The sequence below is a fragment of the uncultured Metabacillus sp. genome (assembly GCF_947503125.1).
GTDB lineage: Bacteria > Bacillota > Bacilli > Bacillales > Bacillaceae > Metabacillus.
On the sequence record NZ_CANNCR010000010.1, the window covers coordinates 103,536 to 117,730 of the forward strand.

Here is a 14,195-nt window from a genome sequence, read left to right on the forward strand (position 1 = left end):
GGAGCCTAATGTTTTCTTCTTAAAGATATTTAAACTTAGCAAAATGAAATATCGAAGGTGACATTTACATATTGACATTAGTCTATTGTGTGTTAATCATTTTATAAATTCTTCTTTAATATCATGAATGAGCTTACTTACTATCCCTTCTTGGTAAGCTGCTTTTTTTCTTACTTTTATTGACCTTACTACTTCTTTAAGTTCTGGCGATGTTACTGAATCAATTTTTGTGAGTCTAGTAGATATGTCTTCTTCAGATAGCATGTTTTCATAAGAATCTTTATCCATTCTCCAAAAAGTCACACGATCTTGATAACGGTCTTTAAGTCTTTGTGCCATTGTAAGTCCCTCAGGATCTATATCTCCTGAATAGTAAATGGAACAGCCAGTTTGAATAAGGTGATCTAACAATACCCAGCTGGCTGTTCTAAATTGACCATGGGTACAAATAATCGGAGCTGCAGGTACTTCGTCGACAATTGTAGAACATACACTTGAATTTTCAATGACCCAGACTTTATCACCTTTAACTGGCGATACTTTTTTCACTTTTAATAGTTCCTTAATAGGTACGTTTAAAACCGTATCTTTGTTAGCTGCGGCTTTCCAAACTGGATGAACTCCGTATTCATCTTCTGCTAAAAGTCCCCGACATGTTACAAAGCTCCATAAGTCGTCTCGCATTAATCCATATTGACCAAGTAAATCATTTAATTCTTCTGTTGTTTTTGGCATACCCGATTCACGAAATCCCTTTATAGCTTGATCAACATGTAAACAGTGTATCAGCAATTTTCCTGTCACTTGGTCATAATCAAAAAAATGAGGATTCCCTGTAGTTCTTTGGGCAAATAAAGGAAGCCGTTCAAATTCACCATTGGTAGGAAGTTGTTGAAATGCTTTAAATACAGCTGTTAATTTTTCAAGTAAGCGATTAGGATCCTGTTTATAAAGTGACCAAATCCATCTAGTATCTGAGGATTTAGACTGGATCCAGTCCCACCACCACTTTCCATCTTGAAACATTGAACATAGTGATTGAAAGAAAGACCTTTCCCTCTCTTTGTCAAATGCTTGTTCTTCATTTTTTGTGAGGATCGATTCTTGCAGCACTTCCTCAAGTAACTGAGTGAGTGAATAATTAGCAAAAGGAGTACGTGCTATTGCCTTTTCAAAGGAAAGTAAAGAAATTTTCCCCTTATCCCGCAGTGTATCAACAGACTGACCGATAAATCCTGCGATCGATTCTACTTCCTCATTAGAAAAATCAATGATACTTACCGCTCCCCCGACACGACCGAGGGAACGATACTTTTCCTTAAATAAAGTAAATAGCTTGAGAAATCCAGGTTCCTCCCTGAAGACTTGTACATTGTCATTCATTCGTAACCAACTCCTGTACAGGCTCCTTGTCAAAAACTAATGTTCGTTTTTTCCCATCCCACTGATAGCGGATGACGGTGACAAAGTCAGCGTTTTTAGGTCGTACAAGTTCACATATTGATAAATTTGATATGGTATCATAATCCCCCCACAATGCTTGAGAATTCATAATATAACTAAATCCGAGCTGTTCAACGACTTCAAACATATCACGAATATTGTTTTCATCTACACCTGCAAAAGCTTCATCAAGAGAAATGATAAACGGAGCCATATCTCCTGCTTCCTTGTAACGTGAATAAGCGGCTGTAAAGAGAGGAATATACATGGCCATCGCCTTTTCTCCTCCGCTAAATTTAAAGAAGGCATTGTTTGTTAGTTCTCGTTTTGGTTCATTGACACGCTTAAAAGATAGGACAAATGTGAACCATTTTCGATAATCTAACACTTCTTTTAATACTTGATGTAATGTTGATCCTTCATTTCGCAGCTGGATTAATTCTTTTGCCTTCTCGATCCTAGATTGGAAGTGCTTTGTAATTCGATTTAAATCCTCTTCGTTTAAAAATTTACTGTTCCGTTGTAAAAGTTCTACAAGGTCTTTCGTATCTAGTTCTTGTTCAGATTCTGCTGTTAAGGGCTTCCATGCTATTGAGAATGTTAATCCTGAAGAGTTGTCTCGACTTTCCATAATTTTGTTCATTTCACGGACCCATTTTTCCGCCCGATGGATTCGGTTGCGGAGGATGATTCCAACTGTATTTACAATAATATCTTCATATAGCTGGCGATCCTGCTCATCTAGCCATCCTTTTTGATCTTCTAATTCTTTTTCTAATGATTTTAATACATAATAAGGACTTACCCGTTGACCATGGTATTCCATTTGGATAATTCGTCGTCCACGCAACTGATTCCACTCATTTTTAAAAGGTTCGTAGTAATCTCCTCTTTCGATAGAAAACCAGTCAGGTCTTTCAGCTTCTTCTGTGTATTCAAACATTCGATACTCTGTTAGATGTAACTGTTCATTAAAGAAAACTTTTGTAAGTTGTTCATTTAGCTTTGAACGATCATATTTTGCAACAATTGCTTCAAGCTGTGTGAGAATGGCAGAAGGGTTAATCTTATCGATTTCAATAAAGCCGCGGGCTACCTCACCTTTTACGATTTTTCCCCATTCTGCAGCCATATTCGACCAGAATTCAGCACTTGTTTTTGCTCCTTCTAGCTCTTTTTCACATGTGTCTCGATTCACTCTTTTCTGTGGAAGAGTTTCTTGGATATGTTCCATTCTTTTCTCGGCATCTGCAAGTAGCAGCTGTACCTCTTGAATACGTGCTCTAACCTCATCAATTCCTTTTAATTTCAATTGTTGTTCAATCGAATTAATTTCAGCCTTTGTTTGAAAAAGTTGAGAATTTTTTACATTTTGCTCCCCTTTAATTTCATCCATTTCCTCTTCTTTTTCTTGAATTCTACTATGAAGATCTTCAATACGTTGACGAGAAAATAAGCATTTTTGAAATGCTCCGCGAAGCTCATGAACATGATCTCGATAACGATTTGCCGCCTGTAATGCTTGTCCAATCGATTCTCTTGTTAAGGTGAGATTAAGCTGACTTCCTTGCTGGTGGAGCTTAAGTTTAATCATTTGGATTTGTTGATGAACCTTTTTCCACTGATTATCCACCTCGAGCAGAGTCTTTTGCTGTTGTTTCAGACGATGATCATTCGTTTCAATATCAACATTTAGCTCACTTAAAACTTTGTCCGATGGTATCTTCCTTTTCCACTCATCAGCATTCTGAAGCTCATCTTCAACTTGCAACAACTGATGCTTTATTGTTTCTAGTTCGACATGTAGTTCCCTTAGCTGCTGCTCGCATTCATGAATTTTTTCTTGCTGATATCGTTTGCGGGAAGATCGGCCAATATACTTTGATGGCCCTTGATTTGGGGCATGTCCTACTAAACATCCGATAGAATACGTTCCATCGACATCAACGTGAAACCTTGTACCTTCTTGTTTAAGTGGAATGCTTCTTAATACTTCATCGACATGATGGTTAGAAATTAGACTATCTTCGTCTAGATCCGGACGCAAATAATCCGCTAATGTAGGCTTGAGTATCAATGGCTCTTTTTGAATTACCCGATCATGGGTCGGTAAAATTTGTTGATCGGTAATCAAACTATCTAACAATCCAATATGATTTAACGCAGACTCTAATCTTTCTTTTTGCTCATCTGTCACATGGTCTTGAAACTCGACCGCTGCATAAAAGGGAACATATGATTGATTTTTGTCATGTAGCTTCTTTCGAAACTCCTCTGTATCTTTGGCACGCTCTGGATTAGCTATCTTCATTGTCTTCCATTGGTGGAGCTCATCTTTTACAATTTCAATCTCCTGTTCTTTTGTAACTTTTCGTTTTTCGGTAAGGTTTTTCTCTGTTTTCATCTCGGCTACATAATCATTAATAGCAGTAAATAATTGTTCGCGTACATCATCATAGCGATTCACTTCATATAAACCTTGTAAAGAACGTGCGATTTCCTGAAGCCTCTCATTAGAAAATAAAAGCTTTGGATGATGTTCAATCCAGCTAAATACTTCATGCTCTAACTGTTGCTTCTGTTCGGTAAACCACTGCTCTAAATGATCTTGTTCCTTCCGCAACTCATCTATCTCCTGCTTTTTCTCAGAAGATAGTCGCCCTAGTCGTAGGTGTTCTTCTGATAGGCGAGCCTCTTCTTCTGCAAGTTGTTTCAAGGAAGTTAGTAATCTGTCATGATTTCCCGCTTCCTGAATCCAAACCGTAAAGTCAAATTCATCTTCCTTTTGACGTTCAAAATCATTTACATTTACCTCGTGCAGCGGAAATGCCGCTTCTTCCGCATCCAAATGCAATTCCTCTAGCACGTCTTTTACAACGGTTTCCTGCTTTCTTAATTCTTCTTGAATTTGCTCTCTTTCTCGCCAATCACGACTATGTAGCTTCTTTTTAGAATCCCATTTAACGTTAAGTGCTTGAAGATCTTCATTTAACGTAACAAATTCTTTTTTCTTTTCGGTCAAATCCTTTTCAAGTTTCCACACCTCATGACCTTGTAATCGATCTTTTTCATTTTCTGCAATAAGCTTTTGCTGCTGAACTTGTTCTTTTTCTTTCTCAAGTTGATTGATTTCATTTTCTAGTTCTTGATCTTGTTTTACCAAAGCTTTGACTTGATCGTCTGCATCTTTATGTCTCTTTTGTGCAGCATGCCACTGAGCAGCTCGCTCTGCTAAAATATACTGATTATAAAGATGGTATTGATTGACTAGCTTGCGACTTGATTCGTATTCTCTCTCTAATTGTTCAAGCTGTTGCTGGGTTTGATCCATGCTTTCAATCGTATCAGATAAATGCCTGAGCTCGTCATCCGTTAGGGGCGGTAGAGCAGACTCTAATATTTCATAAATAACCGTTGGTTTAAAGTCTTTAGACAATTTAGGACTTCTGAGTTGAATAAGCAGTTTAATGAGATCCTCATAAGCTTCGATTGATTCGAAGCCGAAAATGTATTTATTAACTAGCTCCATATATTCCCTTTGCGTATGGACAACATTCCCACCTTGGCCAATGCGATTTTCTAACTCTTTAGCCGAAAATGGTACCCGATCTCCTAGATGAGTTTGCGCAAGCTGAAAATCATGCCCAATTCGTCGATTGTCTGTTAAGAGAAAATACCACGATTTTATCCCTTTATGTCTTTTAGCCTGCATGCCTATTCCGGTTGTAACATACTGTTCCGTACCTTGTTTTTTATATTCAATAAATAAATAGCCTGTACGCTCATCACGATTGACAACTTCCTTTTCACCAAGCAAATAATCTTCCATTCTTCGTGCCTTCGATCCAAACGGATCTAAACGGTCAGGTGTCTTTTTCCCATCTAATAACACAGGTAAAAAACTTTGCATCGTAACCGATTTTCCTGATCCATTTGTGCCGCGAAGGAGAAGTTTTCCATCCGAAAACGTAAAAATTTCATCATCATAATACCAAAAGTTTAATAACCCTGCCCGGTTCATTACCCATTTTGAATTTGTCATTTTTCTCCGCCTTTCTTAAAAATCAGCTGGGTACTCACCAGTGATTACGCCTAACAGTGGTCTTATTCGAATAAGCGAGGTGTCCTCGTCTACATCTGCCATCATCCAGTCTTTCATTGCAGCAACTAGCTCTGTACGAATTGCACTCGTGCTTTTTTCACGAAAATACTTCGACCAACCCGAGCCATAGCTTTCACGTAAAGTATCTATTATTTGCTCAAACTCTCCTTCTGTCACAAGGATTTCACCGTTTTCATTAGGGACGAACCGTTCGGGCTGTCCGTGAATCTCCTTTGCTAGCTGTAAAAGGATATCCGTAGATGCCTTCGTATTAGGATAAAGCTGATGATATTGTCTAGGTTCAGAGATTGATAGAAATGCCGTATTCTTATAAACATGAAGCTGATAATCACTATGCTTTTCAATGTCCTCTGCGAGCCGATTCCGGAAATTTCGAATATAGAGGAAGTCTGGGTCTTGCTGGTCTTTACGGTGCAAGCCTGGAGAAAAGAATAGTTTACGATACACCCGTTTACGACGCTCATCCTCTTGGTTTAGCTTCCAATCATCTTGCAGGAGCTCATTCCAATGAGAATAAGTCGAAAAATCTTCTGGATATGTTCTCATGAAATACCGACTATATATCGTTGCTTCATATAAAACTTCTTGCTCTTCGTTATGATCAAAACGCCCAATATCACCATCAATTGTATGAATCAACTGAAAATCGATTAAAATGTTGACAGCCCTAATCAAAGATTTTCTATGAGTAAAAAGGGTCCAATCAAGTGGATAATCCCCAGGGTAATCACTTTGTATCTCTTGACATAACTCTGACAGAAGAAATTGCTCATCAACCTCCTTTCCTTCTAAAAAGGAAAGAGCACAACAGAAAATAGCATAATCCATAGGCTCTTGGAAATGCTGAATCCCCATCCAACGTTCCGGCTCTACAGGGATTTTTTCTAATTTAATAAAATATTGGTGAACAATAAGCCGTAACCCGAATTTTTCATTAATATAGCGGCGCAATACCTTTTCCCGCTCACGAATAAGCTGATACCATTCTGGATGTTTCGCACGTAAAATCCAATAATGATGGAACAACAAATCCATTCCTTGTCTTGCTTTTTCATCAAAAACATCGAATTGCTCCATTCTTATCACCCCTGCTGTTCAAACTGAAATGTTGCATCAGGCATTAGGAGATTTCCATCTTCAGCTTGCAAAGTAATGGTACGTTCTTGATCAAGCTTTACCTTAACTAATAAACCATAATCCGTTTTGACAACTCGATCCTTAGAAGTCATAGATTTTCCGATCCAGCTTAATAAAACCTTTCTGATGAACGGTTCAACTGTAGAAAGGGATGAAAGTTTAATAACCCCTTGCTCCATATATTTTTCTATTAATTTCTTTTCCTGTTCACGTTCCCTTAAATATTGTTCTCTCTGTTGTTTTTTCTTTTCTTCATTTGATTTCATTGAGCCAGGCTTTGTTTTTTTACGATATCGATTAGTCCTCGGTTTAATCGTAAGGAGCGTAGGAACCTCATCCCATGGATCGACATGAAGATTTTCTGTTGTTCCATCTTCAAGCTGAAGATGTTGAATCGTCATCGCCCCAAATACGACAGATGAAATTTTATGAGCTTCTTCTAAATTCTGGCTTTCTGCAAACCATTTTGCTAAATGTAAGTAGTCTTTCTTTCGACTGCGAAAATGTTGTTGTCTTTCACCAATACGTTGTACGTATCTTGTCATCCTCCGTATCATTTCATTTGTTTGCCACTGAAGTACCTCAAGCTCACTTTGCTGGGTACCTGATCCTAAAAACCAGCTTCGAAGCGAATCCCAATATTCCTCATATTCAACCAGCCACTCCGCTGATGAAGACGATATGTCCTCAAGACGAGGAATCGACCTCCGATGTTCGATTAACTTTTGAAAATAAGACTGTAGTTTCGCCAAAGACAGTTCCCCTAACCTCTGCTGTATTTGCAGAGATGTTTTTTGAAGGGACACAATAAAATCGCGTAAATATGTTGTAAATTGATTTTTATATACAAGAAATGCCTCGGTTTGCATTCGTTGATCCGTTTGTTCACTGTTAATATAGGCAATATAATCTGCTGTACTTGTTCGAATTGATTGAAAATATCGAAATACATCCTCCCAAATCCGCATGTATTCTTCTGCTGGTTTAATTAATTCTAAATTCAGTTCATTTTGAAGGGTTATAAGAGCTTGGAGGAGCCTGTCAAACTGAGAACGTTCCAAAGAGCCTTGAAACGTATCGCCTATTGTCTCCAATTGCACAAGCATTCTCTCAATTTCAACAGTATATGGTGTGCATTGATATCGAAACCTTTTTTTCTTATACTCTTCAATTGTTTTGGCATTCGCCATATCTTGGCGAGCGATTAAATTATTCCATTTTACCAATTGAGCTAATTGTTGATGAAGTTGCTCCTCTTCATAATCAAAAAATGCTGGAATTGAGCGCATATGATCTAGTATTTCTTCAGGAGCAATGAAATCTCTCATTCTTTCATGCTGATGATAAAAATATCTTAAGATCGTTCGATAGTGTGCCGCAGAATCTGCTGTTAAATAGCTAGCCTCGATAATCTTTTTCATAGTTGGATCCAAACGTCATCATCCTTATTTAATTTCTATAAGTACTATTTTAAATGATAGACTTATTGATTTAAATGTAAAAGAGTTCCTTTCTGATTTTCATTAAAGCACATAAAATTGGGTGTCTATCTCCGACAAGTACTAGGAAATATGACTACTGGTAGAACTTTTTTGTTTCACTATCTATTATTCTAAAGTGGTCAATATGGACTTCTTAACATAAAATCCTTGTAAGAGAAGGAAGTTCATGATATATTACCAATAATTAAATTTTTCTTATTTCAATACTTTTTGAAGTGAGGATAGAGGTGCAAAGTTCATGAGTACACATTCTGAGGAGAATGAGATCCTGTGATGATTGTGGAAAGGGGAATTTGCCGAAGCAGAAAGAATCTCATGTTCTTGAAGCTGGTTCTGTTATTGAATAAATACAGAACTGTCATATAGGTCACTATATGGAGGGCTATCTTACGCACGGAAACGATATTTCTTGATATTGTCTCTACTGCAGCAGCGATTCCCCTCGTTGCTGCTTTTTTGCGTTTCTTTTTGAATGGCTCTAAACACCTATCCTTATGAAAATACGATAAAGGGTGTGAAGCTATGAATTTCGGGCAAGTACTAACAGCAATGGTTACCCCGTTTGATCAAAATGGCGAGGTAGATTTTAACGCAACAGAACAATTAGTTAATTATTTAATTGAAAATGGAACTGATGGACTTGTGATAACAGGTACAACTGGTGAGTCCCCTACGTTAACAACCGAGGAAAAAGTCGAGTTTTTTAAGTTTGTTGTAAAGGTCGTAAATAAAAAAGTGCCGGTAATCGCAGGAACTGGATCTAATAATACGAAGGCATCGATCAGCTTAACGAGACTTGCGGAGGAAGCAGGAGTCGATGGGATTATGCTTGTGACTCCTTATTATAACAAGCCATCACAGGAAGGATTGTACCAACATTTCAAAGCAATTGCTGAAGCAACATCCTTGCCGGTCATGCTTTATAATATTCCTGGACGAAGTGTAGTGAATCTGTCTGTTGATACCATTGTTCATCTTTCTAACATTGATAATATTGTCTCAATAAAGGAAGCGAGCGGTGATTTAGATGCGATGGCAGAGATCATTAGCAAAACTCCTGAAAATTTTACGCTGTATAGTGGAGATGACGGCTTAACGCTTCCTGTTTTATCCATCGGCGGAACTGGTATTGTCTCGGTTGCTTCCCACATCATCGGCAATGAGATGCAGGAAATGATCAATCATTTTAAAAATGGCGATGTTCAGCAAGCGGCATCCTTGCATCGCAAGCTGCTCCCGGTTATGAACGCATTATTTGCAGCGCCAAACCCAACGCCGGTCAAAGAGGCATTAAATATGATTGGTGTCAATGTTGGCGGGGTTCGCTTACCCATGATTCCTTTGAACAATGGTGAAAAAGCAGTGCTGAAAGAGACATTAGAAGCTAGTAAATTGGTGACGATTGTAAAGTAGGATGTAGAGGGTGAAATAATTCACCCTCTATTAGTTAATTTGTTGAATTCTCCCCTCGATTTGTGCAGCAAACGGATGTTTCATTGATTTGATATAATCAACAAGTGCATCTACATCAACTGGTCCAGTTTTTCGATTTTTCCCTTTACGGAAGCCTGTAAAGTTGTCCCCTCCCTCTGCTAAGAAAGCATTGGCAACAACTGTGTAGCTTTTGTTGGGATCCATATCTGATCTATCAGGCAGCTGCATGGAAATGATTTTAGCTCCTGCAGGCTGGTTCGCATCCCAAGTATACGTGAACCCAGAGATTTGGAGCATTTTCGTCCTGCTTGCTTGCCATTGTTGATTCAATATCTTTTGAATTTGTTGCCCAGTTAAACTCATTTTAATTAAATTGTTTTTAAAGGGTTGGACAACATATAATTGCCTCCATGTCACTTCTCCAGCATCCAAGTCTGCCCTGATTCCTCCTGGGTTCATTAATGCAATATCCGCCTTCATTGCCTCGCGCTGGGCATCTGCAATCAAATTGCCCAATGCAGATTCGCCGTTTTCATTTTGCGCAGCTGTGATCGAAGTTTCAGCTGTCCCGATGACACGACTTACAATCGGTTCTATTTTCTCTTCATATTTCTCAATCATCTGCTTTGTCTCAGGATGTGGCGAGATCCCTTCTTGGTAAACCGTAACAATTTCAGATCGCTTCCCAACAATGTCACCTGTTTGCGGATCTATTTCAATATCAACATCAGAAAAAGCTGTACCATATGAATAAGATTGAACCAATAGTTTTCCATCAACAAAAGCATTTAAATAGGCATGATTATGACCGCCAAAAATAATATCGACTTCATCATCAACCGCTTTTGCTATATTAACGATTTCTCCTGTTGCTTGCTCGCCATTATCCTTTGATGTTCCAGGGTTATGTGCAAGGACGATAATTGCTTTAACACCTTGTTCTTTTAACTCTGCAGCAGCCTTGTTTATGGATTCTGCTTCATCAAGAAACGTAATTCCTTCCACACCGCTTGGTACAACTAAGCTTGGCGTGTCTGTTGTTACAACTCCGATAAATCCAAGCTTCATCCCATTGTTTTTTAAAATTTTATATGGAGGGAGAATGGTTTTACCTGTTTTTTTATCAATCACATTTGCCGCAACCCACGGAAATTGAGAACCAGCAAAATCCCCTGTTGCTTCATGTTTTCCTCCATTTATCAACAGCAGCAGCTCTGCTATTCCTTTATCAAATTCATGATTTCCAACTGTTCCAATTGTAATGTTTATTGTATTTAAAAATTCAATTGTTGGCTCATCCTGCAGTAATGAGGAAATCGGCGGACTGGCTCCAATCATATCACCAACATGTACGAATAATGTGTTTTTATTTTCGTGAGTACGCTGCAATAAATATGCTGCAAGATAATCCGCACGTCCTGCAGGCTTGCCATTGACTTGTCTGGTGACATTTAATTGACCGTGCAAATCATTAATCCCAAGTAGCTGGATTTGCTTGTATTGCGGGTTTTCTTTCTCTTTATTGCGATTGAGTGGCAACTCGGGACGTCGTTCGATATGGCCATGATAATTTTTTGAAAGGCCCTGTTCATTGTCGTTATAAGTTTTTGAGGCTTGATATTGTTGATTGACTTGTTGGGAGGATTGGCTAGTTTTTAAATCAATATTTACTAGGTTTTTATTTTTTTGTTGATTGTCTATTGTATGGTTAAAAGCATTGAAGCCAAATAAAGTGAATAATGAGAGGGTTAGTAATATAGTGTATAGATATTTTTTCATCGGGTCCTCCGTGTATGATTGAAGCTCGTACAATATTTAATTTCTATTGTTATTTTTTGAATTTTGGTTGATTTCATACTTGAATTTTCAGGTCGGTTAATAGCTTATCAAGGTGATAAGCGAGTTGACACTTAGTAGCAATGTCCTATTTCCATTCATTTTTTCACCATACGTTTTATGATTAGTATTATTATCCGAACGGAAAATAAAAGGGAAATCCATTGCTATGATATGGATTTCCATTATGGGTCACATGTAATATTAATCACAAGTTACCAGCTTATCGATTTTGCTGCTTCTGATCAGTTTGTTTCTTTTGAGCATGTTGCTTCGTATTCATCGTTTCGTCAAGAGCTTGACCCACATTACCTGTAAAGTTGATTTGCTGCTCTGGAATTCCTTGTTTTTTCATTCGAATAATCCCTCCCTTCCTTCCATTAGTATCCTCGTGCTAGTGAGGATACATGTATTGCACTTTTTAAGAGTAGTATTGAGCTAAAAAGGGGAATCATGTATCGATTCCCCATTCATTTTAGAAAGTCATAACAAGCTCTGCAAATTTCGCTTTCTATCCATATACGTCACTAGTTCTTTATCTATTCGGTCATATTCTTCAGTACCCGCTGACAGATAACCGATTTTTCCTAGTAGCTCTGTGATTTTTGTTTCAATGAGTGCCAATTCTTCGTGTACATTTTGTTCTTTTCGTGTATACTTGTTCTTTTTTCGTTCTTCATACTCCTTTAATCCCATTTCAATTTGTTGAATTTTACAATTGTCAATTACTAATAATTTCGTACACAGTTTTTCAATCAAGTACCTGTCATGTGAAACGATCAAAAGTGTGCCAGTATACGTACTGAGGGTTCTTTCCAGCTCTTTCCTGCTTGGCAAATCTAAATGGTTTGTGGGTTCATCTAAAATTAGTAGGTCATATTCCATCAGAATCATATAGATAAGCTTGATTCGTGTCCGTTCACCAAGACTCAATTGAGAAATCGTTTTTTCAAGGATTTCTTGCTGAATACCCATATTGGCAAAAAGCGTTCTGGCTTTCGTTTCCTGCTGTCGACCTTTAAGATCAAGGTATTGTAATGGTGTTTTTTCACTAGGGAGGTCACTTACATCCTGCGAAAGATACGCCACTTTCGTCGATTCACTTATCCAAAGCGTGCCTTTCGTTAGGGTTTCTTCCTCAAGCAGGATTTTGATAAACGTCGTTTTCCCTGCTCCATTAGATCCTAGCAAGCCGATCCTTTCGCCATGCTTTACATAAAAGTGGCTTTTATCAAACAGCACTCGATCACCAAACTGTTTTTTGATTCCTTTTGCTTCAAGAATCCTTTTTCCGTGTTTATGAGCTGATTCAAATTGAAAAGAGACGGATTTCTCTTCTTTTGGCTTTGTCACCTCATGTTTTGACAACTCTAGATTTAAGCGCTTCAGCTTTGATTTTATTTGATTATCTTTTTTCTTTGCCTTCGCTCGTTCGAATTCCCGTAATCCCATCTGACGATTTTCAGCATTTGACCTCCCTTTTCCCGCTTGACGATGGGCTTTTGCTGACCAGTCTTTTAAGGTGGTAAGCTGCTTTTCAATCATCTCAACTTTACGTTGTTGTTTTTCATATTCACGTTTTTCTTGTTCATACCTTCTTTGCTTTTCGTTTCGATAGGACGTATAATTTCCGTCATATACCGTTAACTTTCCTGCTTCTAGTTCATATATTTTTGACACTGTTTCGTCTAAAAAGTAACGATCATGCGAAATAATGATGGCAGCACCTGAATAGTCTCTTACTTCTTCAATCAGCCAGTTTGCCCCTTGCATATCCAAGTGATTTGTCGGTTCATCTAAGATTAAAAACTCTGGGGAATTTGCCCAAATTTTTGCTAAGGACAATTTAAGCTTTTCTCCCCCGCTTAAATGGTGCAGATCTTCTTTGTCCCATCGATCTTTCGGCAAACCAAGCTGCTTGCTTGTTTCCATCAGTTTCTCTCCATTATTGAATAGTTCAGAATCAATCGACAAAGAATAATCTGTAGATTGAGGCAAATAGCCAATTTTTAAATCGGATGGCCACATTGTGACAGTACCTTTGTCAGGCTCAATCATGTGCATAAGAATTTTTACAAATGTTGATTTCCCCGCACCATTACAGCCGACGAGACCAATTTTTTCACCTTTTCGTATATCAAAGCTAACTTCCTTTAGGATTTCCCGTTCTCCAAAACTTTTCTGCAGGCTTTTACCTTGTATAACAGGAGTCATGCAGATCACCTCTTTTTGTTTTTCATTGAGAGGTTTTTAGAAATTAAAAAAGCCTCTCCAGAAATCCTGGAGAGGCTAGTATCTAATCCCATATCAAATAAAATGCAAACGCTTAAAGAGTACAGTTATAGACACAAAGACAGAATTTGTGTTAACTTGTATTTTAAACGGCACGTCATGATAGCTTCTATGGACAGACTAATCCTATTTCTCCAGGTTCTCATTTTCAAAATCATATGAGTGTTATCCCTTTTAAATAAGATTAAATCCACATCCGCTTAGTACCGTTCCTTTCCACTTTTATACTTACACATTCAGTATATTTATCAAGGTAAGTATTGTCAACAGGAATCCATCTAAATTGGCATGGTTCTATTACTATGGCAACAAAAATGAGAAATTTCTAGAATGTTTCACAATCTTCGTTGAAAGCGATTTCCATTTGCTGTAAAAGTGAAATGATAACTGGTTCCTAAGATGAATGATTTTTTTTTGAACAAAATGAC

At 37.9% G+C, this 14,195-nt stretch carries 8 protein-coding genes and 1 riboswitch; of the genes, 1 reads left to right on the forward strand and 7 read right to left on the reverse strand.

The features are described from left to right. Nucleotides 1-96: 96 nt before the first annotated feature. From Q1B07_RS09940 to Q1B07_RS09955, 4 genes are read right to left on the reverse strand one after another with little or no spacing between them, the layout of a single operon-like run. Nucleotides 97-1,383 (reverse strand): TIGR02679 family protein, encoded by a 1,287-nt coding sequence (locus Q1B07_RS09940; RefSeq protein WP_299088783.1) that lies wholly within the window; start codon nucleotides 1,381-1,383, stop codon nucleotides 97-99. Further along, nucleotides 1,376-5,485 carry a TIGR02680 family protein gene (locus Q1B07_RS09945; RefSeq protein ID WP_299832668.1) on the reverse strand — a complete coding sequence of 1,370 codons (4,110 nt, stop codon included), beginning with the start codon at nucleotides 5,483-5,485 and terminating at the stop codon, nucleotides 1,376-1,378. Before Q1B07_RS09945 ends, Q1B07_RS09940 begins: the two co-directional genes overlap by 8 nt. A gap of 15 nt (nucleotides 5,486-5,500) precedes the next feature. Further along, nucleotides 5,501-6,643 (reverse strand): TIGR02678 family protein, encoded by a 1,143-nt coding sequence (locus tag Q1B07_RS09950; protein ID WP_299088789.1) that lies wholly within the window; start codon nucleotides 6,641-6,643, stop codon nucleotides 5,501-5,503. A 5-nt stretch (nucleotides 6,644-6,648) separates the two neighbouring features. Continuing rightward, nucleotides 6,649-8,136, reverse strand: a complete 1,488-nt coding sequence (locus Q1B07_RS09955; RefSeq protein ID WP_299088790.1) for a TIGR02677 family protein — start codon at nucleotides 8,134-8,136, stop codon at nucleotides 6,649-6,651. Nucleotides 8,137-8,419: 283 nt separating this feature from the next. Continuing rightward, nucleotides 8,420-8,598, forward strand: a riboswitch (Lysine riboswitch). A gap of 129 nt (nucleotides 8,599-8,727) precedes the next feature. On the opposite strand from Q1B07_RS09955, the gene dapA reads away from it, so the two are divergent. Further along, nucleotides 8,728-9,618 (forward strand): 4-hydroxy-tetrahydrodipicolinate synthase, encoded by an 891-nt coding sequence (gene dapA / locus Q1B07_RS09960; RefSeq protein WP_299088791.1) that lies wholly within the window; start codon nucleotides 8,728-8,730, stop codon nucleotides 9,616-9,618. A gap of 30 nt (nucleotides 9,619-9,648) precedes the next feature. Here the strand turns inward: dapA and Q1B07_RS09965 are convergent, their stop codons facing one another. From Q1B07_RS09965 to abc-f, 3 genes are all read right to left on the reverse strand, one after another. Next, nucleotides 9,649-11,418: a 5'-nucleotidase C-terminal domain-containing protein gene (locus Q1B07_RS09965; RefSeq protein ID WP_299088793.1), complete on the reverse strand. Its 1,770-nt coding sequence runs from the start codon at nucleotides 11,416-11,418 to the stop codon at nucleotides 9,649-9,651. A gap of 280 nt (nucleotides 11,419-11,698) precedes the next feature. Then, the gene (locus Q1B07_RS09970) at nucleotides 11,699-11,830 is read right to left on the reverse strand and encodes a hypothetical protein (RefSeq protein WP_299088794.1); all 132 of its coding nucleotides are present in this window, start codon (nucleotides 11,828-11,830) and stop codon (nucleotides 11,699-11,701) included. 128 nt (nucleotides 11,831-11,958) lie between these two features. After that, nucleotides 11,959-13,689, reverse strand: coding sequence for a ribosomal protection-like ABC-F family protein (abc-f, locus tag Q1B07_RS09975; RefSeq protein WP_299088796.1), 1,731 nt, complete (start codon nucleotides 13,687-13,689; stop codon nucleotides 11,959-11,961). Nucleotides 13,690-14,195 lie beyond the last annotated feature (506 nt).

Bases quoted from the DNA above. Each gene is read 5' to 3' on its own strand.
- Q1B07_RS09940 (WP_299088783.1), bottom strand. From the start codon at position 1,383: ATGAATGACAATGTACAAGTCTTCAGGGAGGAACCTGGATTTCTCAAG.
- Q1B07_RS09950 (WP_299088789.1), bottom strand. From the start codon at position 6,643: ATGGAGCAATTCGATGTTTTTGATGAAAAAGCAAGACAAGGAATGGAT.
- abc-f (WP_299088796.1), bottom strand. From the start codon at position 13,689: ATGACTCCTGTTATACAAGGTAAAAGCCTGCAGAAAAGTTTTGGAGAA.
- Q1B07_RS09945 (WP_299832668.1), bottom strand. From the start codon at position 5,485: ATGACAAATTCAAAATGGGTAATGAACCGGGCAGGGTTATTAAACTTT.
- Q1B07_RS09965 (WP_299088793.1), bottom strand. From the start codon at position 11,418: ATGAAAAAATATCTATACACTATATTACTAACCCTCTCATTATTCACT.
- Q1B07_RS09970 (WP_299088794.1), bottom strand. From the start codon at position 11,830: ATGAAAAAACAAGGAATTCCAGAGCAGCAAATCAACTTTACAGGTAAT.
- dapA (WP_299088791.1), top strand. From the start codon at position 8,728: ATGAATTTCGGGCAAGTACTAACAGCAATGGTTACCCCGTTTGATCAA.